The sequence below is a fragment of the Belnapia rosea genome, from assembly GCF_900101615.1.
GTDB classification, from domain to species: Bacteria; Pseudomonadota; Alphaproteobacteria; order Acetobacterales; family Acetobacteraceae; genus Belnapia; species Belnapia rosea.
In genome coordinates this window covers 135319-155001 of record NZ_FMZX01000005.1, presented here as the reverse complement: position 1 = coordinate 155001, position 19683 = coordinate 135319, and the positions used below count along the sequence as shown (strand labels likewise).

The following is a 19683-nucleotide window of genomic DNA, read 5'->3' as shown; positions in this document are numbered from 1 at the left end:
CGCGTCCCTGCTACGCGCGTTTCGCCCGCCAACCCTGCAGCCCGAGCCAGAGGGCGGCCAACGGGGTGACGACTGCGGCGGCGACGATCATCGGGACCGCCGTACCGGTCCAGACAAAGATGGGCACCAGGATCAGCGCATCATCCGGATCGAGGATGAGGCCAGGCGAGAACTCCCAACCGCGCGGCTGCGCCAGGCTCAAGCCGAAAAGCTGCCAGAACAAGGCACCGATTCCTGCCCCGGCGACGATGCCAAGCACCGGCCCCCAGACGCCGAGCACATCGTGAAGGCCGATTCCGATACCGATCATTGCCATGACATTGGAGGCACAGTCACTGATGATGTCGTACCAATACCCGCCAGGGCTGGACTGGCCGGTCTGCCGTGCGAGCTCGCCGTCGGCCCGGTCCAGCAGCATGGACAGGACGAAGATGCCGCCGCCAATGGCCGGCCAGAGCACCCCGCCTATTGCGAAGGCCACCGCCGCCGCCGTGCCGGTGACGAGCCGCAACGTGGTGACGTGGTTCGGCGTCACACCCGTGGGGGCAATGACCCTCACTGCCGGGCGGACGATCCGGTGAATCACGGTGTTGGCGCTCAACTTCTGTCCTCTGCGCTAGATCCGTACCGAAGCGCTGCCCCGGCCGCCGGCCACTGTGCCGATTTTTGCATGCCTGGAAAGGTGATTAGCACGCTGACGGCGACCCGGCACGGTGCGCCCGGCACTGTGGGTGACGACCCGTGCTGTGGCTCCGGGCAGGCAGTTCGGGGACCGTACACGTGACGGGCGGCATACCGCTTGCCGGCCGCGTGGTCGCAGCGAGCTGCCGAAGGCCCTGGTTGGTCCTACTGCTCGCCCTCGCGCTCGGCGCGGCCGCGTTGCTGCACACCACGCGCAACTTCGCCATGACCGCCGACACGACGGAGCTGATTTCCCCGGACCTCGACTGGCGGCGGCAGCGGGCGGCCTTCAGCCTGGCCTTCCCGCAGTACACCGATTCCATCCTCGTGGTGATCGACGCGGCAACCCCGGAGCAAGCCGAGGCCGCAGCGGCCATGCTGGCAGCGCGGTTGCAAGTGGAGCCGCGCCACGTGCGCCGAGCCTGGCTACCGGAAGGTGGCCCATTCTTTGAGCGTTACGGCCTGCTGCTGCTGCCATTGCCGGAGGTGCAGGCGGTGCTGGAGCGGTTGATCGCGGCGCAGGCTTTTCTCGGCCCGCTTGCTGCCGATCCAGGGCTACGGGGCGTGCTCACGACTGTCTCGACCATGCTGGAGGGCATACGGCGCGGCGACGCCAATCTCGGCGAGATACGGCCCGTGATGACCGCCCTGGCCGGGGCATTCGAGGCCGCGGCCGAGGGAAGGCCAGCCCATTTTTCCTGGCGCCGGCTGATGGCTGGCGAACCTTCAAAGCCCGGAGATGCCCGGCGCTTCGTTTTGGTCCAACCGGTGCTGGATTTCGGGGCGCTGGAGCCCGGCGCCGCGGTCAGCGCTGCCATCCGGGCCGCCGCGCAGGAACTGGGGCTGCAGCCAACGCGGGGCGTCACGGTACGCCTCACCGGCGCGGTCCCCTTGGCCGACGAGGAGTTCGCTACGCTCGCGCAGGATGCGGTGCCGATGACAACCGCCATGCTGCTCGCGCTGCTCGGTATCCTATGGCTGGCGGTTCGCTCGACTCGATACGTGTTCGCCATCCTGGCAACCACTCTGCTTGGGCTGGTGCTCACCACCGGCCTCGGCCTTCTCGTCATTGGGCGCTTCAACCTGATCTCGGTCGCCTTCATCCCGCTCTTCGTCGGGCTCGGCATCGACTTCGCAATCCAGGTCGCTGTCCGCAGCCAGGCCGAGCGCCGAGCGCATCCCCAAATGGAGCAGGCGCTAGCCGCTGCCGGCGCTGGTCTCGGCGGCTCGCTCGCGCTCGCCGCAGCGGCCGTCGCGGCCGGCTTCTTTGCCTTCCTGCCCACCAGCTATGTCGGTGTCTCCGAACTTGGCGCTATCGCTGGCCTCGGCATGGGCATTGCTTTCGTCATGAGCCTCACGGTCCTGCCGGCGCTGCTGGTCCTGCTGCGGCCGAAGGCGGACCGCGGCGCGGCACCTGGGTCGAGCCTCCTTGAGCCAGCTGAGGCGGCAGTGCGCCGGCACCGGGCATGGGTCCTGCGGGCTGGCGGGCTGGCGGCGATTGCATCGGTCGCGCTACTGCCGTGGCTGCGCTTCGACTTTGATCCGCTGCACCTACGGAACCCGCAGGCTGAGTCCATGGCGACGCTGGCCGATCTGCTCGCTGATCCGGACCGCACACCGAACACCATTGACATCCTCGCACCATCGCTGGCCGAAGCCGATGCGCTGGCCCGGCGCACCGGCGCGCTGCAAGAGGTGTCGCGCGCCATGACGCTCAGCAGCTTCATACCCTCGGAGCAGACGGAGAAGCTCGTTCTCGTTGAGGATGCAGCCATGCTGCTGGGGCCAACGCTCGAGCCTGGTTTGCGGCCGCCTGCGCCCTCAGATGCTGAGTTGGTCCAACAGCTGCGAAAGACGGCCCGGGATCTCCGGGATGTGACAGATGCGCCTGACCAGCCCGCATCCGCTGAGGCGGGCCGCCTGGCCGCGGCGCTCGACCAGCTTGCTGGTGGTCCAGCGAGCGTCCGCGCAGCCGCAGAAGCCGCAGTCACTGAACCACTTACGGTGTTGCTGCAGCAAGTAGCCAGCCTGCTACGGGCGGGACCTGTAAGCCGGGAGATGCTGCCTCCGAATTTGGTTGCGGACTGGATAACGTCGGATGGCCGCGCGCGCATTCTGGTCTTTCCGCGCGGCAAAACTGACGACAATGCTCATTTGCGGCGCTTCTCGGAGGCCGTTCAGTCCATCGCACCTGCCGCCACTGGCACACCGATTATTATCCGCGAGGCGGGTGACAGCATTGTGCTCGCCTTCTTGCAGGCTTCCGCTCTGTCCGCACTCTCCATCGCCGTCCTGCTTGGGGTCGCGTTGAGGCGCGCTACCGATGTCGTGTTGGCCATGCTGCCAATGCTGCTGAGTGGCCTGCTCACTCTTGGCTCATGTGTCCTCCTGGACGAGCCCCTGAACTTCGCCAACATCATTGCCCTCCCACTGCTTCTCGGCATGGGCGTCGCGTTCAACATCTATTTCGTTTCAGCCTGGCGTGCCGGAGAGAATGAGCTGGTGCATGCGAGCTTGATGCGCGCGGTCGTATTCAGCGCTTTGACGACCGCGACCGCTTTCGGCGCGCTCTGGATCTCAAGCCATCCAGGGACCGCAAGCATGGGCCGGCTGCTAATGATCGCTTTGGGGTGGGAGCTGGCGGTTACCCTGCTGTTCCGGCCGGCTCTGCTGGCGCAACTGCCTGCGGGTGGAGCGCTGGTGCTGAGAAGTGACAGGGCCCTCTGATGGCGTAGTTGCCTTGGCTCATGCTGGCGCCGGGTGGACTGTGCAGCCACGGTGCCCACCACCCCCGGGCAGCCAAGTCGCGCTACCCGCTTACTGAAGCAACCGGACAAAGATGGGGCAAAGTGTATGGTCAATGTCGGCCGCCCTGATCCGCCTGGCCATGATCAAGCTCACGGCCAAGCGCTTGTTCCGCTCATGAACTTCGTGGACAGGCACTGAGGCACAACATGGCTCAGGAGTGGTGCTAATTGCGTACAGCCGCCTGAGAGGTGGCCGTCGCCGGACGAATGCAAGTGCCGATAAGTCGACTTAAGGCCAAGGCTGGCCGCTCGGCGCCTACATATAGGGCCCAGGCCAATGGAAAGGCGAGCACGACGCCGAGTGCGGTGATCGCCAAAGGGCCGATGGCGCCATGCAAGGCATGGGCGACAGCCAACATGACCGGAACATGGATCAGGTACAGGCTGTAGGACATGCGGCCAAGCCAGAGTGGTATGGGGTGTCGCAGCAGCGCCGGGAAAACACCCTCGCCGCGGGCTAGCAAGATCAGGAGCACCGACGCGACAACCACGGCGAGATCAGAGTCCGGCACAGTAGCGGCGATCACGACTGCCCAGGCCGCCCAGCGGTTCGGGCCGAGCAGAGGGTCTGTGGGTCCCTCCATGGCGAGAGCCGCGCCAGCCGCAAAAGCAAATGCGAGTATGCGGTGGCCGGCAAGGTCGAGTACAACTGGAGACCCAGCAGGACGTTGTTGTCCGCCGCACCGGCGGAGATTGCAGCAGTGCGCAGCAGGAAAGTCGCGGCGCCGGTTCCGGATGTTGAACGTCGTCGACGAGTTCACCCGCGAATGCCTGGCGATCCGGGTTGGGCGCCAGCTCAGGGCAGCTGACGCCATCGACCTGTTGTCCGACCTGTTCATCCTGCGCGGCATCCCAGGCCATGTTCGCTCGAACAACGGGCCCGAATTTGCAGCCACGGTCGTGAAGAGCTGGATCAGCGGCGTCGGTGCGGAGACGGCGTTCATCGAACCCGGAAGCCTGTGGGAGAATGGCTACAACGAGAGCTTCAACGGCAAGCTGCGGGATGAGCTGCTCAACACGGAGGTGTTCAACTCCCTCTCCGAGGCCAAGGTCCTGATCGAGCAGTGGCGACAGCACTACAACACCGTCCGCCCGCACTCCTCTCTGCGCTACCGACCGCCAGCGCCGGTGGTGCTCCTGACATCAAGTCCGCCGTCCCCCACCGGCCCACCCTTCTCCAACTCAGGCCAAGCCGCAGCCATTCTCCACTAAAAATCCACCCGGACCGCTCCGTGGGGGCTGGTCAATCGTCTTGACCGACCGCGCCGTCTACCACCAGCGGTGGAAGGTGGAGACCTTAATGTCTGTCGTGAAGCGGCGCCATGGCGAAGCGCTTACCGCCAAGCTGCATCCGGCGCAGCGCGTCCAGGCGCTGCTGCGCGGGCTTACCTACAACCTTCAATGCCTCGTCCGCCTCGGTGCTACCGCATGAGCCTCACGACAGAGCAAGATGCCCTTGGTGTCGACCGAAGGTGCCAAGGCGTCAGCTAGGGTGGCCTTTCGCGCCAAGCAAATTCCGCTCAAGCGCGAGGCAACTACCTTTCCCCATAAGCCGTCAATTTCTAAAATTCACTACAACATGCTGAAAGTATTGCGTTTTCCAGACAGGGACAGCCTATGGGCAAACGCACATCACGCCGACAGGGTGGGCAGCCGAATGCTCAGCAGCGCCCGTAGGTATCCTCGATGCGGACGATGTCGTCCTCGCCGAGATAGGACCCCGACTGGACCTCGATGAGGTTCAGCGGGATCATCCCCGGATTCTCCAGCCGGTGGACGCAGCCGAGCGGCAGGTAGACGCTCTCGTTCTCGCGCAGCAGGATGTTCTCCCCGTCGCGGTGGACGATGGCGGTGCCGTTCACCACCACCCAGTGCTCGGCCCGGTGGAAGTGCTTCTGCAGCGACAGCTTCTGGCCCGGGCGGACCTGGATGCGCTTCACCTGGAAGCGGTCGCCCTGGATCAGCCCCTCATAGCTGCCCCAGGGGCGGTAGACGCGGCGATGCTCGGTCGCCTCCGGCCGCTTGGTGCGGCGGAGCTCGTCGACGAGCTTCTTCACATCCTGTGCCCGCTCCCGCGGCATGGCGAGCACCGCGTCGTCGGTCGTGACGATCACCACATCCTTCAGGCCGATCACGCCGGTGAGGATGCCCTCCGACCGCACCAGGCAGCCTTCGGCATCGACCAGGGAGACCGGACCGGTGACAACATTGCCGCGCGCATCCTTGGTGCCGGCCTCCCACAGGGCAGCCCAGGAGCCGAGATCGGACCAGCCGATATCGGCCGGGACCACGGCGGCGAGGCCCGTCTTCTCCATTACCGCGTAATCGATCGAGACGGCCGGCGCCGCGCTGAAGGCGGCGGCGCCGAGGCGGACGAAGTCGAGGTCCCGCTTGGCCTCGGCCATGGCGGTTATGACGCTGCGGACCACCTCGGGCGCGAAGCGCTCGAGCTCGGCCAGCAAGGTAGCGGCGGTGGCGACGAACATGCCGCTGTTCCAGAGATGCCGGCCGCCGGCGAGGAGATCGGCCGCCCTGGCCGCATCCGGCTTCTCGATGAAGCGGTCGAGGTGCATCACGCCCGGGGCGTCAGGCAATTCGGAGCCGGCTTCGATATAGCCATAGCCGGTCTCCGGCGCGGTCGGGCGCATGCCGAAGGTGACGATGCGGCCGGCGCGGGCCGCGACCAAGGCCTTCTCGAGCGCCACATGCAGGGCGGGCACATCGGCGATGGCGGCATCGGCGGCCATGAGCCACAGCACGTTGTCGGGTGCCTGCTCCGCGATCAACAAGGCGGCGGCGGCAATGGCCGGGGCGCTGTTCCGCCCGGCCGGCTCCAGCAGGATGCGGGCCCCGTGAACACTGGCCTCGCGCAGCTGCTCGGCCACCAGGAAGCGATGCGCCTCGTTGCAGACGACCACGGGGGCGGTGAAGCCATCACCGACGGCGCGGCCCGCCGTCTGCTGCAGCATGGTCTCGACGCCGAGCAGGGGCCAGAACTGCTTGGGATAAGCTTCGCGGGATAGCGGCCAGAGGCGCGTTCCCGTCCCGCCCGAGAGGATGACCGGCACGATCGCCATGGGAAACTCCGTGATTTTGTGGCGGCCTATACCGGAAATATCGCTAAAATCGGGACGAAATCAGGCAACGCGAAGACCGCAATCGGCGAAGCCGGCGAACATATAGCCCGCGCCGCGGACCGTCTTGATGCAATCCTGCTGGGCCAGGCCGAGCTTCCGCCGCAGCCGGAGGACGAGGTTGTCCACGGTCCGGTCTTCGGCCCGGAAAGGCCGGCGGAAAACGGCGCGGGCAACCGCGTCACGGGTGATCGGCTTGCCGCGGTGCTCGACCAGCAGGCACATCAGGTCGTATTCGGCGGTGGTCAGGGCACATTCCGAGCCATCGGGCCGTAGCAGCTGCCGCCGCTGCGGAATCAGCCTCCAGCCATCAACGCTGATGGTCGGTTCGGCCTGGACCGCCCCCCATTCGCCGCGGCGGAGCACCGCGCGGATCCGCGCCAGCAGGGCGCGTGGCGGAAGGTCGCGGTCCACTATGCCGTCCGCACCGGCCTCCAGGACGACAATCTCGCTCAGGTCGTCGCCGCGGCTGGCCAGCATGATGCAAGGGATGATGGACACCTCACGAATGCGGCGAAGCGTTTGCAGGGCGCTGGCTGGCTTGTCGCCCTCCCCCAGCAGGATCACGCTGGGTGGGCGGTTGGGCAGCCTTGCCAGCAGAGGCTTCGCATCGTCGTGCAATTCAACCGGGAAGCCGTTCTGGTTAAAGAAACTAGCCAGTTTCCGGCCAAAACCAGCATCGGCTTCTATAATGCCGAGTCCAAGCTGTTCCATGCCTGTTCCCTTGCGGCGCCCGTCTGCCGACAGCAAGCCCTGCATTGTTCAATCCAGGATTACGGCAGCCATAGTGTGCGGTGCAGCACGCCCTTGTCACCTGAGAAATCATAGGAGCGAACACCTCAACAAACTGTTACCCAACGCCCTCTTGTCACGCGAAGTTGTGAAATATGGCTTGGTGCGGCCGCTCAGCGGCGCTCAGGGCGCCGACCGGCTGCCACCGCATCGATCAGCGCCAGGTGCTGCGGCAGGCAAACGCTGTCCAGATCATAATTTTCGACCGCCGTACGCCGTGCAGCCTCCCGCAGCGGGGCATGGGCCGCCGGGTCGGCCAGGGCCCGCACCACCGTCTCCGCCAGCTGGTCGGAGGAGAAGAAATCCACCAGCAGCCCGTTCTTCCCGTGCTCGATCACCTCCTGCACCGGCGCGGTGGCGGAGCCGATCAGGAGGCAGCCGAGCGACATGCTCTCAAGCATCGACCATGACAGCACGAAGGGATAGGTCAGGTAGACATGGGCGGAGGACAGGCTGAGCAGGCCGAGCAACGTCTCATGGGGCACCTTGCCGGTGAAATGGATTCGGCTCAGGTCCAGCCTTTCCCCAAGCTCCTCCAGCAGCAGCGCCTTCCAGCTCGTCCCCTCGCGCGGCTTGCTGCCGTAATGCGGGTCCTCCCCACCGACCATGACGATCTGCGCCGCCGGCCGCCGGGCCAGGATCTCCGGCAGGCTCCGCATGAAGACATGGAAGCCGCGATAGGGCTCGAGCCCGCGGGCGACGAAGGTCACCACCTCGTCGCCCTCGGTAAGCCGGCAGCCATCGGGCAGGGTGATCGTGACGTCCCGCCGCCGGCGGATCGCATGGGTGTCGATCCCCTCATGCACGACCGAGATGCGCTCCCGCGCCCAGTCCGGGAAGCGGCTGGCCTGCCATTGGGTCGGCGTCTGGCCCCAATCGGCTACCTGGAGCGAAACCAGATGGTTGGCATTCAGGATGCGGACGCGGCAGGCATCATCCATCGACACCTGCCCCGGCGGGTCGAAGCCGACATCGGCGCCGGAGGAATGATAATAGAATTCCCAATAGTAGAGCAGCTTGGTGTCCGGCCAGACATCGCGCAGGAACAGCCCCTCGCCCCAGCCGGGATGGCAGCAGACGATGTCCGGGGTGAAGCCGCGCTCCTTCAGGGTGAGTGCCGCACGGGCGGCCTGCTGGCCGCGATAGACCGCGGTTTCGAACCGGCGGACGTAGCGATGCGTCTCCTTCGCCCCCGGATGCGGTGCCTTGTAGCGGAGGTGCTGCACACCCGGCAGCGTCTCCCCGGGGTTCTCGCCGAGGCCGATGACCTGCATCCCCGGCCGCCGGGCCAGGGCGCGGGCCACATGGCGATACTGGGCCGGAAAATTCTGGTGGACGAACAGCACGCGCATGGCTTCGTCGGTCCTGTCGGCAGTCACGGGGTCGTGGTTGCCGCTCATGCCCGATCGTCCTGGGTGAGGCAAATGCCATCGCCGCCTCGCGGCGCCGTACTGCACGAATGCGCGGGCCAGGCAACGATGGCGCCGGCACGGCATTACGGGACTGCATGGAAGCCGCCCGCGACCGGACCGACTGGTCCATCCTCTCCACCCTGCTCCGCCTGGCCCAGCGCGAGGGCTGGCGCGTGGAGTTCGAGGCCGACCAAGTGCTGGTCTCGAGCCGCCGTGCCACAGCCGGCGTCATCGTCCTGCCATCCCGGCTGATCCGGCATGCCCGGGCCAGCGGGTGGCAGGCCGCCATCGCGCCAGGCCGCATCGGCCTGCGGCACCCGGCCGTGCGCCAGGCGGTGACGCTACGCCTGGGCGAGGGCAGGGGCCCATCGCACCCCACCGCCTAAGGGCCGCCTGGGGCGATGCGGCCGCTTTCCTGTCTCACTCGCGGCCCATGTCCCGCCTGAGGTGAGTTTGCTCTAGGCTTGCCGGAACCACATCACGGGCCGGAGCCGCCATGACCGACAATCCCACCGCCTGCCTGCTCATCATCGGCAACGAGGTCCTCTCTGGCCGGACCCGCGACGCCAACCTGCAATTCCTGGCGACCCGGCTCGGCGAGCTCGGCATCCCGCTGCGCGAGGTGCGCGTCATTCCCGACGTGCCGGAGACCATCATCGGCACGGTGAACGAGGTCCGGGCACGCTTCACCCATGTCTTCACCACCGGTGGCATCGGGCCGACGCATGACGACATCACCAGCGAATGCATCGCCCAGGCTTTCGGCGTGCCCTGGGAGGTGCATGAGGAAACCCGCGCCATCATGGCGGCCGACTATGCCCGGCGCGACCCGCCGGTGGAGTTCAACGAGGCGCGCCTCCGCATGGCGACGCTGCCACGCGGCGCGGTGCCGATCCGCTGTGCCGAGACGACGGCGCCCGGCTTCAGCATGGGCAATGTGCATGTGATGGCCGGCGTGCCGCGCATCATGCGCTCGATGTTCGAGGCGCTGGCCCCGGGCCTGGAGCGCGGCCGCCCCATCCTCTCCCATACCGTGCATGCGGACTACGTCTATGAAGGCCAGATCGCCGCGGGGCTGACGGCCATCCAGCAGCGCCATCCGGCGCTCGATCTCGGCAGCTATCCCTATTACCGCGGCAAGGGCGGCGGCGTGGCGCTGGTTGCCAAGGGGACCGAGGCGGCGGAGGTCGATGCCGCGGCGCGCGAGATGTTCGCGCTGCTGGCCGAATACGGCACCGCGCGGGAAGGCGAGCCGGCACCAGAGGGCTGACACCGGGGGCTGAGCACCGGGGGCTGAGCACCGGGGGCCGAGAGGCTACCGGGCCTGCGGCCCCGGCCCGACGAAGCGGGCCAGCCGCACCGCCGTCTGGCCCGGCATGGTGCGCAGGCTCGGCATCACCATGAGGCAGCCGTCATGCGGCGAGCGGACCTCCGCATCGCCGTCGAGGGCGATGAGCGTGTTCCGCCGCGCCACGACATCGCCGCCGCGATAGGGCTGAACGAAGGCGAAGCCGCGGCTGCGCGCGACGATGGTGCGCGTCACCTCGGCCAGGCGGGGCGCCGCACGGCCCGGCGGCGCCGGGCGCAGTATGGCGTTGCCCGCCTCCACCACGCCGGTCGTCTGCAGCAGGGCGGCGCCGGTCGCCTCCATCGTGGCGACCGTCGTCTCCTCCCAATGCGAACCCGCCTCGACCAGGATCGCGCTGCGCTGGCTGCCGGGCGCGGAAAACCGCGTGTAGTCGATCAACCGCCTGCCGCTTTCATGCCCCTCATCGGCGACGACGAGCGACGGCACGCCAAGGCTCAGGGCCAGCCCGGCCGCCCGCCTGGACTGGCCAACCAGCATCAGCGGGTCCGAGGGCCAGAGCATGGAATGCAGGTCGAGCAGGACATCGACGCTGTCGAAGAATGGCCGCAGCACCCGCGCCCGGCGCAACTCGCAGGAACGGCGGCCGCCATCGAGCGTCTCCTCATCCCACAGCCGGTTCAGGTCCTCGTCGATGAAGCGGCTGGCCGTCGGGTCCGCCGGATCGAAGCGGCCATAGGCATCGAGATTGGCGAAGACAAGCGAGAGCCGGCCGCGTGCCGGCCGCAACCCGGCGCGCAGCCAGCGGTCCAGCACCACGGCACCGCCGATCTCATTGCCATGCACCAGCGCGACCACGGCCACATGCGGGCCGGGCGCCACGGCGGAGAAGCTCCAGACCCCAGGCAGCACATTGCCGCCTAGGAAGGGGCGGATGTCCGGCGCCCTGATCTGCACCTCGAGGCGCAGCACGCCGGAATTGCCGAGGGAGGATGGCTGCGACGGAGGCTGGGACCGCGCCATGCCTACTCCGCCAGCGTGCCCGCGAGGCGGCGCAGGAAGCCAAGGCAGGATTCGATCTCGCTCTCGGCCACCCATTCCTCCGGCTGATGCGCCTGGGCGATATGTCCGGGCCCACAGACGATGGTGGGGATGCCCGCGCGTTGGTAAACCCCTGCCTCCGTCCCGTAGCTGACGCGCCCGGCGCTGTTGCGCCCGGTCAGGCGCTGCACCAGTAGGGTGAGCGGAGCATCCTCCGCGAGGTCGAGCGCCGGCAGCTCGGAGCGCGGCGTGACATGCAGCGCCGCCGCCGGATGCGCCGCGCGCAGGGGCGGCAACGCGACCTGCTCCATGAAGGCCATGAATTCCGCGAGCACCGCCCCGGCCTCGTCGCCCGGCACGCTGCGCACCTCGAAGGTGAGCTCCGCGCGGTCGGGCACGATGTTGAGGATGCTGCCGGCGTGGAAGGTGCCGACATGGACGGTGGTGAAAGGCGGCTCGAAGCCGGCCGCGCGGCGGCCCTCGCTGGCGAAGAGCCGTGCCCGGCGCGCCAGGAAGGCCACGCCCTCGGCCGCCGCCTGCAGCGCATTCGCGGTCTCGGTGGTGCGTGAGGAATGGCCGGACAGGCCGGTCACCGTCACGTCCCAGCTCGCATAGCCCTTGTGGCCGATGACCGGGGCCATGCCGGTCGGCTCGCCGACCACGCAGAAGCCGGGCATCGGGTCCGGTTCGAATTCCGTCACCAGCCGCCAGGCGCCGGCGGCGTTGGTCTCCTCGTCATGCGTCAGCCAGAGATGCACCGGGCGCTGGAGGTCCATCGCGGCGAATTCCGGCATCATCGCCACCGCGCAGGCGGCGAAGCCCTTCATGTCGGTGGCGCCGCGGCCGATCAGCCGACCGGCCTCGCGGCGCAGGCGGAACGGATCGGCCCGCCAGTCCTGGCCCTCGACCGGCACGCAGTCGACATGCGCCGAGAGCGCCACGCCGCCGGCGACGCGCGGGCCGACCATGGCGTGCAGGTTGGCCTTGCGGCCTTCCGCGTCGAGCGTGACGCGGCTCGCCACGCCATGCGCCGCCAGCCACGCTTCCACGTCGCGGATCAGGTCGAGATTGCTGTTGCGGCTGGTGGTGTCGAACCCCACCAGCCGGTCGAGCAGCCCCAGTGCCTCGCTGAGCTGCGCCATTCCATTGTCTCCCATCCAGCAGTCTATACGGGGTGGCGAAGCCGGCAATCCGGGGAGGGGCTGTGGCATGGATCGAGGCAAGGGACCACGCATTGCGGTGCTCGGGCTGCATCTGGAGGCAAATGCCTTCGCCCCGCCCACCATCCGGGAGGATTTCACCCGCCAATGCCTGGAACGCGGCGCGGCGATCACTGGCCTGGCACGGGCCGAGTCGAGCCATCTGCCGGGCGAGATCGGCGGCTTCTACCGGCGGATGGATGCCGCCGGGCCCTGGCAGCCGGTGCCCGTGCTCATCGCCGCCGCGCCGCCGGGCGGGCCGATCGAGCAGGCGGTCTTCCTCGATGTCCTCGACGAGATCAGGGGCGGGCTCGCCGCTGCCCTGCCGCTGGACGGTGTCTACATCGCCAGCCACGGCGCCTCCTCCGCCACCGGCGACGAGGACAGCGACGGCACGCTGGCGTCGCTGGTGCGGCGCGTCGTCGGGCCTGCCACCCCCATCGTCTGCAGCCACGATCTTCACTGCAATGTGAGCGAGCGTCTGGTCGAGGCGGTGGATGCGCTGGTGGTCTACCGCACCAACCCGCATGTCGACATGGCGGAACGCGCCGCCGAGAGTGCCGAGCTGCTGCGCGAGATGCTGGCCGGGATGCGGACGGCGAAGGCTTTCATCCGCCTGCCGCTGACGCCGCCCTCCGTCACCCTGCTGACCGCCGCCGGCCCCTATGCCGAGGCGATCCAGGCGGCCGAGGCGCTGATGCGGACGGACCGGCGCATCGCCAATGCCTCCGTCGCGGCCGGCTTCGTCTTCTCCGACCTGCCGAAATGCGGGATGACCGTGACCGTCACCGCGCGGGACGGCGACGCGGCGGCGGCCGAGGCCGCGGCGCGCGCGCTGGCGCGGCGGGTCTGGGCCGACCACCCGCGCTACCGCCGCGCGCTCACCCCCTTGGCCGAGGCGGTGGCGCGGGCGGTCGAGGCCGGGCGCGGGGATGCGCCGCCCGTGCTGCTGGCCGATGTCGCCGACAATCCCGGCGGCGGGGGCCGCGGCAGCACCACCTTCCTCCTCCGTGCCCTGCACGAGGCCGGGGCCGAGGGCGTGGTCGCCGGCGTGCTGGTCGATCCGGCCCTGGCCGCCGAGGCGCATGGGCGGGGCGAGGGCGCGGCCTTCGAGGCCGTCTTCAACCGCGTCGAGAGCGAGTTCAGCCACCGCTTCGCCGCCCCGGCCCGGGTGCTGGCGCTCCGCGATGGCCAGGACATCGGCCGGCGCGGCATCCTCGCCGGGCGGCGCTTCGACCTCGGTCCCTCGGCACTGCTGGAACTCGCCGGCTCCGGCCTCCGCGTCGTGGTCGCCTCGCTCCGGCGCCAGCTGGCGGAGCCGCGCATGCTCGAGATGCACGGCATCGACATCGCCGCCCTGCGCTGCCTCGTGGTGAAGAGCCGCGGCCATTTCCGCGCCGGCTTCGACGAGCACTTCCCCGATGCGCGGATCCTGGAGGTGGACGTGCCTGGCCTGACCAGCCCGGTGCTGGGAAATTTCTCCTGGGCGAGGCTGCCGCGGCCGGTCTACCCGATCGATCAGGCGGTGGAGTGGCGGGAGCCGGGCTGAAGCCTCAGGGCTCCACCATACCCGCCACCCAGGCGCAGTAGCGCTCGGCCGAGCGGGCCAGCGCGGTCCGGGCGCCGGTGACGATCTCCCGCTCGTGAAAGGCACCGTAGATGGCGTCGAAGGCGAGGCCCTCGCAGGCGGCCGCCATCCGGCGGACCTCGGCGGGCGGCAGCGGGATCAGGCAGGGATAGCTGCGCATGAAGCCCAGATGCCGCCGGTCCGGCATCACCTGCAGGATGTCGCCCGAGAGCAGCGCGCCCCGCCCGCCGGCCCCGGCCGACCAATGGGCGATGGTGCCCCCGGCAAAATGCCCGCCCAGCCGATGCAGCGTAACCTCCGGCAGCAGGGAATGCGTCTCGCCCTCCCAAAAACGGAGGCAGGGGTCTGGCCGGGCGGCATGGGCGCGGTCGGCGGCATGCAGCCAGACCGGCACGCCGAAGGCCCGGCCCCATTCCACCATGGTCGAGTAGTAGTGCGGGTGGCTGATGGCGATGCCGGCGAGGCCGCCGAGCGCCTGGATGATCGCCTCCGTCGCCGGATCCAGCAGGGCGATGCAGTCCCAGAGCAGGTTGCCCGCCGGGCTTTGCACCAGCAGCGCCCGCTGGCCGATGCCGAGCGCCGGGACCGTCTGCAGCGCGAGGAGGCCAGGCCCAAGCTGCCGCCAGGCATTGCTGTGGCCGCCGCGGATGGCCTCCAGAGTGGTCCAGCCCTGGCCCCGGGCGGGGACGAATTGCCGCTCATCCTCGCAGATCGGGCAGAGCGGCGGCGGCGCCTCGCTCTCGGCGAACTGCATGGTGCAGGCGGTGCAGATATAGTGCGGCATCGCTCAGCCTCCGCGCCGGGCCTCGGCCACCATCCGCTCCAGCGTGGCGAGGTCGACGGCGCCCGGCATCAGCGCCTGGCCGATCACCAGCGCCGGGGTGCCCTCGATCCGCAGCGCCTGGGCGAGGCGGATATTGCCGTTGAGCCGGGCCTGGATGGCGGCGTCGTCCATGTCGCGCCGCAGCCGGGCCCAGTCGAGCCCCGCGCGCTCCGCCTCACGGCGCAGGACGGGCTCGGCGGGCTCCTCGCGCAGCTTCATCAGCGCATCGTGCAGCTCGGCATACTTGCCCTGGCGCTGGGCGGCGATCAGGGCGCGGCTGGCCAGCACGCTGCTGGGGCCGAGGATGGGCAGGTCCTTCAGCACCAGCCGCACATCGCGCTGGCGGCGCAGCAGCTGCTCCATGGCCGGCTGCATCTGCTTGCAGTAGCCGCAGCGGGCATCGAAGAATTCGACGATGGTGACGGCGCCCTGCGGGTTGCCCTTCACCGGGTCGGCCGGGTCGCGGAACAGGGCGTCGCCCTGGCTGGCGATGGCCTGGCGCACCGCTCCCTCCCGCTCGCGCTGGTCGGCCTGCTCTGCGGCGGTCATGGCCTCGCGCAGGATCGTCGGGTCCCGCACCAGGGCCTCGCGCAGGATGGCGATGATCTCCTGCCGCTGCTCAGGCGTGAAGCCCTGGGCAATGGCTGCGGCCCCAGCCAGCAAGGCGATGGTCAGCGAGGCGACGGCCAGCAGGGGGGCGAGAACTCGTTTCACCGGGGCGGTCTCCTCCGCGTTGCGCGGCAGGTTAGACCGAAGCGCGGGGCGACGCAGGCCCCTGCCGAAATCAACACCGGTTGCCGCTGGTGACGAAGGCGTTTATGGCCCGCGCCGGGATCAGCGTGACGCGCATCAGGCCAGCCTCCGTGCCGGCGGCACGGACCATGGGGTTGCGGTGTGGTTCGAGCCAGGCCCTGGCCCCGCGCCGCCTCGAAGGGGACCAGGGACAGCAGCATGACAAGCAGTGCCGAGACCGGGGCCAGCGTCTTCCAGCGGGCGGACTCCTCCAGGCCGGGCCGCTCGGCCCTGACGCCTTCCCTCATGCTGGCGGCCGCCCTCCTCCTGCCCGGCTGCGAGACGGTGAACAGCGCGCTCTCGCCCATCATCGGCGGCGGCGGCCCGGCGCTCGGCGCGCCCGGCTTCGTCCGCGGCTTCCTTGGCGGCGTGGCGACCGAGGACCCGGCGGCGGCGCTGATCGCCCGCAACGTGCTCTCGGCCGGTGGCTCGGCAACGGATGCGGCGGTGGCGGCGGGCTTCGCCATGTCGGTTACGCTGCCCTCCCGCGTCGGGCTCGGCGGCGGCGGGGCCTGCCTCTCCTTCGACCCGGCCAAGGGCACGACCGAGGCGGTGATGTTCCTGCCCGGCACCCGCGCCGCCGTGCCGCCCGGCGCCGACCGGCCGGCCGCCGTGCCGCTGCTGGCCCGCGGCCTCTTCGGCCTCCATACCCGCAACCCGGTCCGGCCCTTCGAGGAGTTGATGGCCCCGGCCGAGCAGCTTGCCCGCTTCGGCACGGAGGTCAGCCGCGGCCTCGCCGCCGATCTGGCAGCCGTCTCAGGCCCGCTCCTCGCCGACCCGGGCGCCCGGGCGGTCTTCGCCCGGCCGGATGGCAGGCCGAAGGTCGCCGGCGAGACGATGACGCAGCCCGAGCTGGCCGGGACCCTTGGCCAGCTCCGCGTCGGCGGCGTCGGCGACATGCACCAGGGCGGCTTCGCCCGTCGGCTGGAGGAAGCCTCGCGCGCCGCCGGCGGCAACCTGACCGGCGATGAGTTGCGCGCCGCCCTGCCCAACCTCGTGGCGCCGATCGAATTGCCCTCCCGCAACGGGGACCGCATTGCCTTCCTGCCACCGCCGGCCGATGGCGGGCTGGCGGCGGCGGCGGCCTTCGCCGCCCTGCAGGGTGGGGCCAGCCTGCCGGATGCCTCCCGCCGCGGCTTGGCCGCCGCCGCCGCCTGGCGGCAGGGGGCGGGCGATGCGCGGGCGATCCTTGCCTCGACCAGCCTGCCGGCGGCGGAGCCGGGGCCGGTTGGCGCCTCGGCCGGGCTGGTGGTCTTCGACCGCCTGGGCCATGCGGTGAGCTGCGCCTTCACCATGAACAACCTCTTCGGGACCGGGCGGGTGGTGCCGGGCTTCGGCTTCCTGCTGGCGCCGGCGGCGAATATCGGCCAGGTGCGGCCGCCGCTGCTCTCCGCCGCCCTCGCCTACAACCCGAACATCAAAAGCTTCCGCCTCGCGGCGGCCGCCTCCGGGCAGGAGGCGGCGCCGATCGGCGTGGCCGGGCCGGCGGCGCTGCAATTGCTGCGCTCCACCGCTCCGCTGGCCGCGCTCGAGTCCGGCTCGCCGGAGCCGGCGCGGACGCAGCTCGGCACCTGCACCGACTACCTGCCCGGCTATCCGAACCGGTGCAGCATCCTCTCCGACCCGCGCGGCGCCGGCGTGGCGCTGGGCGCCATCGACCGGTAGCCGCCATGGCCCTCAAGATCGGCCGCGGAGCCTCCGCGCCGCCCTTCCTGGTGATGGATGTCATTGCCGCGGCCAATGCCCGGGCCGCGGTTCTGCCGCCCGGCGCTTTCGCCGACGGGCTCGGCATCCTGCGGATGGAGGTCGGCCAGCCCGGCACCGGTGCCCCGCGCGGCGCCGCCGAGGCGGTGGTGGCGGCTCTCGAGGCCGGGGCGCCGATGGGCTACACGGAGGCCTTCGGCCTGCGCTCCCTCCGCGAGCGGATCTCGGCCCATTACGCCGAGCGCTACGGTGCCGCCGTGCCGGCGGAGCGGATCGCGGTGACGGTCGGCGCTTCCGGCGCCTTCCCGCTCGCCTTCCTCGCTGCCTTCGACCCGGGCGATGCGGTGGCCATGGCGGCGCCCTACTACCCGCCCTATGTCAACATCCTGACCGCCCTCGGCATGCGCCCGCAGATCCTGCCTTGCGATGCCGCGACGCGCTGGCAGCCGACCCTGGCCATGCTGAAGGCGCTGGACCCGCGCCCGGCCGGCCTCATCCTCGCCAGCCCCTGCAACCCGGCCGGCACCATGCTGCCGGCGGAGGAATTCATCGCCATCGCCCGCTGGTGCGAGGCGGAGGGGGTGCGGCTGATCTCGGACGAGATCTATCACGGCCTGACCTACGGCACGGTCGAGGAGCGGAGCGCCGCAGCCCACTCCTCCAGCGCCGTGGTGGTCAACAGCTTCTCGAAATACTTCTCGATGACCGGCTGGCGCATCGGCTGGCTGGTGCTGCCGGAGGATCTGGTCCGGCCGGTGGAGTGCCTGGCGCAGAACCTCTTCATCAACGCGCCCCATGTGGCGCAGGTGGCTGCCGAGGCCGCCTTCGCCTGCCGGCCGGAGCTCGAGGCGAATATCGCCCGCTATCGCCGCAACCGGGATGCGCTGCTGGCCGGGCTGCCGGCGGCGGGGCTCGACCGCCTCTCGCCGGCGGATGGCGCCTTCTACCTCTGGGCCGATATCGGCCACCTGACCAATGACAGCCCGGAATTCTGCCGCCGGCTGTTGGCGGAGGCCGGCATCGCCGCGACGCCCGGCGTCGATTTCGACGCGGCGCGCGGCCATCGCTTCCTGCGCCTGTCCTACTGCGGACCGGAGGCCGACATGGCTGCGGCTCCGTCCCGTATCGCCCGTTTCCTCGGGCGGTAACGGAACCGTGCAGTTTTGATGCTGGAATATCACCAATAGGCTGATAAAAGCCAAACCCCGCGTTCCGCGTCCCACGGAGGCGGCTCGTGTCACAGCACGCAGTGACAGCGTGCATGGCGGGGAGAGGGCATGGTCGAGCGGTCCACGATCCTCATCGGTTGGGGGATGCTGATTCTGGGTTTCCTCGCCCCGCCGCTGGCCGTGGCGCAGACCACCTCGGCCCCGCCGGCCTGCACCCGGAGCTGCGGCGCTGCCTCCTCGGCCATCCGGTCCAATCCGGCGCCGGTCCAGGCCTGCCTGATGCGGTGTACCGCGGGCCACGCCTTTCAGCGCAGCGCCGGCCGGGGCGCCACCACCGGCCGCGGCACCACCACCGGCCGCGGCACCTTGGCGGAGCCGAATTACGTGGCGCTCCAGGGCCCGACCGGCCAGCGCCTGGCCGCCCTGCCGCAAGGAACCTACACCCCGCAGGTGCGTGGCCTCGCCAGCGTACCGGCCCCGCCGCATCACGGCGGCGGTGCGCGGAGCGGCGCGATCTACCTCGCCCCGGCGCCGAGCGGCAGCTTCGGCCTGACCTATGGCCAGCCGGACCGGCTCGCCGCCCATGGCCAGGCGGAGCGCCGCTGCCAGGGCCAGGGCGGCGCCTGCCGGCTCGCCCTCGAGTTCACCGACCGCTGCGGCGCGGTGGCCCAGGCCCGGCGCAGCAACGGCCTCGTCCGTACCGCTGATCCGAGCACCTACACCATCACCTATGCCGCGGGCGGGGCCGGGCCCTCGCAAGAGGCGGCCGAGAGCCAGGCGCTGGCCGCCTGCGGCAGCCGCGACCGCAGCGCAAGCTGCGAGATCGTCGCCAGCGGCTGCGGCTAGCCGGCCCTACCAGCCATGCAGGGCAAGGGAGTCGGCCGGCGCCTGCTCCCTCCGCTCCGCCATTCCGTAATCGCGCAGCACCGCCGCCACCCGCAGCCGGTAGCCGGCGAAGATCCCGTCCCGGCCTGCGGCCTGGCTCGCACGATGCGTCCCATGGTTGCGCCAGCAGGCCACCGCCGCGTCATCCTCCCAGAAGGAGAGGCTGAGCAGCTTCGCGGGGTTGGTCAGGCTGCGGAACCGCTCGACCGAGATGAACCCCGGTATCTTCTCGAGCTCGGGCTTCAGGCGGGCGGCGTGGTCCAGATAGTCGTCGAAGCGGCCCTCGGCCGGCTCGACCTCGAAGATAACGGCGATCATGCGGGTCCTCCTGGCACGGAGCCTGCCATGCC

At 69.9% G+C, this 19683-nt stretch carries 18 protein-coding genes and 1 pseudogene; 9 read left to right on the top strand and 10 right to left on the bottom strand.

The features are described 5' to 3' along the window. Positions 1 to 10: 10 nt before the first annotated feature. The gene (locus BLR02_RS12435; RefSeq protein ID WP_090663421.1) at positions 11 to 601 is read right to left on the bottom strand and encodes a CDP-alcohol phosphatidyltransferase family protein; all 591 of its coding nucleotides are present in this window, start codon (positions 599 to 601) and stop codon (positions 11 to 13) included. Positions 602 to 741: 140 nt separating this feature from the next. On the opposite strand from BLR02_RS12435, the gene BLR02_RS12430 reads away from it, so the two are divergent. Beyond that, positions 742 to 3408, top strand: coding sequence for an MMPL family transporter (locus BLR02_RS12430; RefSeq protein WP_342670577.1), 2667 nt, complete (start codon positions 742 to 744; stop codon positions 3406 to 3408). A gap of 244 nt (positions 3409 to 3652) precedes the next feature. Here the strand turns inward: BLR02_RS12430 and BLR02_RS30985 are convergent, their stop codons facing one another. Next, the gene (locus BLR02_RS30985) at positions 3653 to 4072 is read right to left on the bottom strand and encodes an acyltransferase family protein (protein ID WP_090563889.1); all 420 of its coding nucleotides are present in this window, start codon (positions 4070 to 4072) and stop codon (positions 3653 to 3655) included. Positions 4073 to 4211: 139 nt separating this feature from the next. Here BLR02_RS30985 and BLR02_RS12425 point away from each other — a divergent pair. Together BLR02_RS12425 and BLR02_RS30855 are read left to right on the top strand one after the other, a co-directional pair. Beyond that, positions 4212 to 4700: pseudogene (locus BLR02_RS12425) on the top strand (integrase core domain-containing protein); the annotation flags it as partial. 40 nt (positions 4701 to 4740) lie between these two features. Then, positions 4741 to 4920 carry a transposase gene (locus BLR02_RS30855; protein WP_342670576.1) on the top strand — a complete coding sequence of 60 codons (180 nt, stop codon included), beginning with the start codon at positions 4741 to 4743 and terminating at the stop codon, positions 4918 to 4920. 229 nt (positions 4921 to 5149) lie between these two features. On the opposite strand, the gene BLR02_RS12415 is transcribed toward BLR02_RS30855, so the two are convergent. From BLR02_RS12415 to BLR02_RS12405, 3 genes are all read right to left on the bottom strand, one after another. Continuing rightward, positions 5150 to 6565, bottom strand: a complete 1416-nt coding sequence (locus BLR02_RS12415) for a mannose-1-phosphate guanylyltransferase/mannose-6-phosphate isomerase (protein WP_090663419.1) — start codon at positions 6563 to 6565, stop codon at positions 5150 to 5152. A gap of 60 nt (positions 6566 to 6625) precedes the next feature. Then, on the bottom strand, positions 6626 to 7381 hold the full coding sequence (locus BLR02_RS12410) for a response regulator transcription factor (protein ID WP_090663418.1): 756 nt from the start codon (positions 7379 to 7381) through the stop codon (positions 6626 to 6628). 146 nt (positions 7382 to 7527) lie between these two features. After that, positions 7528 to 8814 carry a glycosyltransferase family 4 protein gene (locus tag BLR02_RS12405; RefSeq protein WP_245704753.1) on the bottom strand — a complete coding sequence of 429 codons (1287 nt, stop codon included), beginning with the start codon at positions 8812 to 8814 and terminating at the stop codon, positions 7528 to 7530. 107 nt (positions 8815 to 8921) lie between these two features. Here BLR02_RS12405 and BLR02_RS12400 point away from each other — a divergent pair, with 107 nt between their 5' ends. Next, complete coding sequence (locus BLR02_RS12400) at positions 8922 to 9212, top strand: hypothetical protein (protein WP_090563897.1); 291 nt, start codon at positions 8922 to 8924, stop codon at positions 9210 to 9212. Between the two features lie 110 nt (positions 9213 to 9322). After that, on the top strand, positions 9323 to 10096 hold the full coding sequence (locus tag BLR02_RS12395; RefSeq protein ID WP_090563899.1) for a competence/damage-inducible protein A: 774 nt from the start codon (positions 9323 to 9325) through the stop codon (positions 10094 to 10096). A 45-nt stretch (positions 10097 to 10141) separates the two neighbouring features. Here BLR02_RS12395 and BLR02_RS12390 read toward each other — a convergent pair whose 3' ends face one another. Together BLR02_RS12390 and argE are read right to left on the bottom strand one after the other, a co-directional pair. Continuing rightward, entirely contained in the window at positions 10142 to 11155 is a 1014-nt protein-coding gene (locus BLR02_RS12390) for a M14 family metallopeptidase (RefSeq protein ID WP_090663417.1), read from the bottom strand. 2 nt (positions 11156 to 11157) lie between these two features. Next, positions 11158 to 12315, bottom strand: a complete 1158-nt coding sequence (gene argE, locus BLR02_RS12385) for an acetylornithine deacetylase (protein WP_245704752.1) — start codon at positions 12313 to 12315, stop codon at positions 11158 to 11160. 67 nt (positions 12316 to 12382) lie between these two features. On the opposite strand from argE, the gene BLR02_RS12380 reads away from it, so the two are divergent. Beyond that, the gene (locus BLR02_RS12380; RefSeq protein ID WP_090663415.1) at positions 12383 to 13921 is read left to right on the top strand and encodes a M81 family metallopeptidase; all 1539 of its coding nucleotides are present in this window, start codon (positions 12383 to 12385) and stop codon (positions 13919 to 13921) included. Between the two features lie 4 nt (positions 13922 to 13925). On the opposite strand, the gene BLR02_RS12375 is transcribed toward BLR02_RS12380, so the two are convergent. Both BLR02_RS12375 and BLR02_RS12370 read right to left on the bottom strand, forming a co-directional pair. Continuing rightward, positions 13926 to 14744, bottom strand: a complete 819-nt coding sequence (locus BLR02_RS12375; protein WP_090663414.1) for an MBL fold metallo-hydrolase — start codon at positions 14742 to 14744, stop codon at positions 13926 to 13928. Between the two features lie 3 nt (positions 14745 to 14747). Next, positions 14748 to 15497, bottom strand: a complete 750-nt coding sequence (locus BLR02_RS12370; RefSeq protein ID WP_245704751.1) for a DsbA family protein — start codon at positions 15495 to 15497, stop codon at positions 14748 to 14750. Positions 15498 to 15734: 237 nt separating this feature from the next. Here BLR02_RS12370 and BLR02_RS12365 point away from each other — a divergent pair, with 237 nt between their 5' ends. From BLR02_RS12365 to BLR02_RS12355, 3 genes are all read left to right on the top strand, one after another. Then, the gene (locus tag BLR02_RS12365; RefSeq protein WP_090663413.1) at positions 15735 to 17240 is read left to right on the top strand and encodes a gamma-glutamyltransferase; all 1506 of its coding nucleotides are present in this window, start codon (positions 15735 to 15737) and stop codon (positions 17238 to 17240) included. 5 nt (positions 17241 to 17245) lie between these two features. Further along, positions 17246 to 18427, top strand: coding sequence for a pyridoxal phosphate-dependent aminotransferase (locus BLR02_RS12360; protein WP_090663412.1), 1182 nt, complete (start codon positions 17246 to 17248; stop codon positions 18425 to 18427). 129 nt (positions 18428 to 18556) lie between these two features. Continuing rightward, a complete protein-coding gene (locus BLR02_RS12355) occupies positions 18557 to 19294 on the top strand; it encodes a DUF4189 domain-containing protein (RefSeq protein ID WP_090663411.1) in 738 nt (245 codons plus the stop codon). Between the two features lie 6 nt (positions 19295 to 19300). On the opposite strand, the gene BLR02_RS12350 is transcribed toward BLR02_RS12355, so the two are convergent. Then, on the bottom strand, positions 19301 to 19651 hold the full coding sequence (locus tag BLR02_RS12350; RefSeq protein WP_090563913.1) for an antibiotic biosynthesis monooxygenase family protein: 351 nt from the start codon (positions 19649 to 19651) through the stop codon (positions 19301 to 19303). Positions 19652 to 19683 lie beyond the last annotated feature (32 nt).